The organism is Streptomyces sp. MS191 (genome assembly GCF_008042125.1).
Lineage (GTDB): Bacteria > Actinomycetota > Actinomycetes > Streptomycetales > Streptomycetaceae > Streptomyces.
The window spans coordinates 1-4,002 of the sequence record NZ_RDBI01000062.1; the positions used below are offsets into that span (position 1 = coordinate 1).

General features: G+C 76.4%; 3 pseudogenes. 2 read left to right on the forward strand and 1 reads right to left on the reverse strand.

The annotated features are described in order from the left end of the window. Positions 1-181 precede the first annotated feature (181 nt). A pseudogene (xylB, locus tag EAO71_RS26335) lies at positions 182-1,810 on the forward strand (xylulokinase); the annotation flags it as partial. 303 nt (positions 1,811-2,113) lie between these two features. Here xylB and EAO71_RS39775 read toward each other — a convergent pair. Beyond that, positions 2,114-2,362 (reverse strand): annotated as a pseudogene (locus tag EAO71_RS39775) (winged helix-turn-helix transcriptional regulator); the annotation flags it as partial. A gap of 69 nt (positions 2,363-2,431) precedes the next feature. Here EAO71_RS39775 and EAO71_RS38280 point away from each other — a divergent pair. Beyond that, positions 2,432-3,319 (forward strand): annotated as a pseudogene (locus tag EAO71_RS38280) (ROK family protein); the annotation flags it as partial. Positions 3,320-4,002: the final 683 nt, after the last annotated feature.

Below are 4,002 nucleotides of genomic sequence, written 5' to 3' on the forward strand. Positions count from 1 at the left end.
GGCATGGTCCGGTCCTCTCGCTCGGGGTCTGGGCGACCAATTTGTTTTCTGTGATAACTAATACGGCACCACGGCGCGTCCGCGCCAGAGGGAATCGGGATCCGGTGGTCCGGATCCCGTCGGCCGGCCGGCCACCCGGACCGGTTCGACGGCGCACCCATCGACAGGAGAGGCGGCATCCATGCCCGTGCAGAACCCCGTGGTGATCGGGGTGGACAGTTCCACGCAGTCCACCAAGGCGGCCGTGGTCGACTCCGTCACCGGCGCGCTGCTCGCCGTCGGCCGGGCCCCGCACACGGTCACCGGCACCGGCGGCGCGCGAGAGAGCGACCCCGAGCAGTGGTGGTCGGCGCTGCGGGAGGCGGTCGGCCGCGGCCTGGGGGAGTCGGGCGTGTCGGCGGGTGACGTCGTCGGTATCGCCGTCGCCGGTCAGCAGCACGGCCTCGTCGTCCTCGACGCGGCGGGCGGCCCCCTGCGGGCCGCGCTGCTCTGGAACGACACCCGGTCCGCCCCGCAGGCCACCGCGCTCACCGAGGCGCTCGGCGGACCGGGCGCCTGGCTGGAGCGCACCGGATCGGTCCCGGTCGCCGCGATGACCGCCGCCAAGTGGGAATGGCTGCGGGCCCGCGAACCCGCCACCGCCGCCGCGGCCGCCGGGGTGCGGCTGCCGCACGACTTCCTCACCGAGCGGCTGACCGGCGTCGCCGCGACGGACCCCGGCGACGCCTCCGGCACCTGCTGGTACTCCACCGCCGACCGCGCCTACGACCCGGGGCTGCTCGACCTCCTCGGCCTCGATCCCGCCCTGCTGCCGACCGTGGCCCCCACCGGTGCCACCCGCGTCGGCACCCTCACGCCGGCGGCCGCCCACGCGCTCGGCCTGCCCGAGGGCGTCGCCGTCGCCGCCGGCACCGGTGACAACATGGCGGCGGCCGTGGGCCTCGGTCTCGGCGAGGGCGGGCTGCTCGACCACCCGGTCGTCAGCCTCGGCACCTCCGGCACCGTGTTCGCCGCGACCCGGACCCGACCGGCCGCTCCGGGCCTCGCCGGGTTCGCCGCCGCCGACGGGACGTACCTCCCGCTCGGCTGCACCCTCAACTGCACCCAGGCCGTGGACCGGTTCGCCCGGCTCCTGGGCCTCGACCGGGAGGAGGCCGTGCCGGGTGACGGCGTGGTCGTCCTGCCGTACCTCGACGGCGAACGCACCCCCGACCTGCCGCACGCCACCGGCCTGGTCACCGGACTGCGGCACACCACCACCCCGGGCGCCGTCCTCGGGGCGGCCTACGAAGGGGCCGCCTTCACCGTCCTGCGGGCCCTGGACGAGCTCCTCACCGCGTGCGGCCAGGATCCGGCGGACCCCGCCGTGACCGACCGCCCGCTGCGCCTCGTCGGCGGCGGCGCCCAGGGCCGGGTGTGGCGCGACACCGTCCGCCGGCTCTCGGGACGCTCCCTGGTCGTCCCGGCGCAGACCGAACTCGTCGCCCTCGGCGCCGCGGCGCTCGCGGCGGGCGCGGCCGGCGGCGGCGACCCGGTCGCGCTGGCCGGCGCCTGGGGCACGGGGCCCCCTGCTCGACCCGCGTCCCCGTCCCCGTACAGAGAGAGGTCCCCACTCATGAAGATCCTGATCGTCGGCGCCGGAGCCACCGGTGGGTACTTCGGTGCGCTGCTCGCCCGCGCCGGGCAGGACGTCACGTTCCTGGTCCGCCCGGGCCGGGCCGCGGCGCTGCGCGAGCGCGGACTGCGGGTGGTGGGGCGCGACGAGGAATGGTCCCTGGAGCCGCGTCTGGTCACGGCCGACGCCCTGACGACGCCGTACGACCTGGTCCTGCTGTCCGTGAAGTCCACCGCCCYGGAGCAGTCGGTGCGGGCGGGCGAGTGCCGCCGTGACGGGGTCGTCGTCCTCGGCCGTGGGGGCGAGGCCGGGGCCCGGGGTGACGAGGGTGTCGGCGGCCCCGACCGCGGCCCCGCAGCCGGTGCAGCGTCCGTCGGCGGTGAGCGGGGCGTCGTCGAGGGTGTGCCGGAAGACCCGGCGCGGGCCGGTGCCCGCGCCGTAGAACTCGTCGCCCCAGTCGGTGAGGGCGCGGACGGCGGGCCAGAGCGCGACGCCCTTGGGGGTGAGGGCGTAGACCTCCCGCCGTCCGGTGTCCGGGAGCCGCTCCAGGACCCGCGCCTCGACCAGCGTGCCGAGCCGGTCGGTGAGCACGGCCCGCGGCAGGCGCAGATGGGCGGCGAACTCCCCGAAGCGGCGCACCCCGTGGAAGGCGTCCCGCACGATGAGCAGGGTCCAGCGCTCACCGACGATCTCCATCGAGCGGGCGAGGGCGCAGGCCTGGCCGCTGTAGTCGCGCGGAAGGGGCATGGCCGCGACTCTAGCCCGAAAGAGTTCGGTGGTTGAACTGTTCGGCGGGACGATTAGGCTCGGCTCACGATGACGAAGACTCCCGGCACCGGCCGCGTCCAGCCGGTGGAACCCAAGGCCGACAAGGCGAGCGTGCGGCGGCACAACCTCAGCCTGGTGCTGCGGACCGTGCACGCGGCGGGGGAGACCACCCGCGCGGCGGTCGCGGCCCGGGTCGGGCTGACCAGGGCCGCGGTGTCCTCGCTGGTCGAACAGCTCATGGAGAACGGGTTCCTGGTCGAGTCGGGCAAGACCTTCAGCGGCCAGGCGGGGCGCCCCGGCACGGTCCTGAAGGCCGCGGACACCGGCCCTGCCGGACTCGGCGTCGAGGTCAACGTCGACTACGTGTCCGCCTGCGTCGTCGACCTCGCGGGCGCCCAACGGGTGCGTCTGACCGAGTCCGTCGACAATCGCGCGGCCGGGCCCGCCGAGGTCCTGGAGCGGGCCGCGGGCCTCGCCGCCCGCGCCCTGGAGGAGGCGGCCGGACACGGACTGCGCCCCGCCGGCGCACGGCTCGCGCTGCCCGGACTCGTCTCCGCCGGCACCGTCCACCAGGCTCCCAACCTCGGCTGGAACCGGGTGGCCGCCGACCGGCTGTTCGCCGACGCGCTGACCGCGCGGCGCCCGGGGCGGCCCGAGCTGCCCGTCGCCTCGGACAACGAGGCGAACGCGGCGGCCCTCGCCGAGCTGTGGTTCGGGGCGGCCGGGGAGGCGCGGACCTTCCTGCACGTCACCGGCGAGATCGGCGTCGGCGGCGCGATCGTGGTGAACGGCGAACTCCTGCGCGGCGCACACGGCTTCGCCGGCGAGATCGGCCACATGGTGGTCTCCCCGCAGGGCCGCCGTTGCCGCTGCGGCTCGTACGGCTGCCTGGAGCAGTACGCCGGCCAGGCGGCGCTGCTCCGCGCGGCGGGCCTGGCGCCGGCCTCCGACCCGTACGACGGGCAGGGGTGGGCCGCCGTCCCCGAGCCGGGCGGGACGGGGACGGCGGACGGTCCTCCCGGGTCGGCCGGACCCCGGCAGGACGACGGCGGCGGCGCGCAGCCGGCCCGCGGAGGGGGTCCAGAGGCCGGAGACGACCCGGCGGCCGAGTTCGGCCTCGACGGCCGGGCCCAGCCGGGACATCAGGCGCGGGTAGATGCCGCCGAGCACCACCGTCTCCGGGTCGACCAGGTTGACCGCGCCGGACAGGGCGAGGCCGAGCATGGTGCCCGCCTCCTCGACGGCGGCCACCGCGCGTGCCTCGCCGGCGTCGACGCGCCGGGCCAGCTCGTCGACCCCGGCCGGGCCTGCGGCGCCGCCGCCGTCGTCCTGCCGGGGTCCGGCCGACCCCTTGTCGTACGCGGCCTGACGCACCGCCGGACGCCTGCCGTCCGACTCTCATCCGCCTCTCACCCCGGCCTTATCCGGCCATCACCCCGGGTGCCTAGCTTCGCGCCCATGTTCTTCACCTACCTCCGGCGCGAACTGCGCCGTCGCAGAAAGGCGGCGCTGGTCGTCGCCTCCGGGCTCGCGCTCGGTATCGCGCTGGTCATCGTCGTCAACTCGGTCGCCTCCGGCATGAAGCAGGCGCAGACCCAGGTCCTGGAGTCCCTGTACGG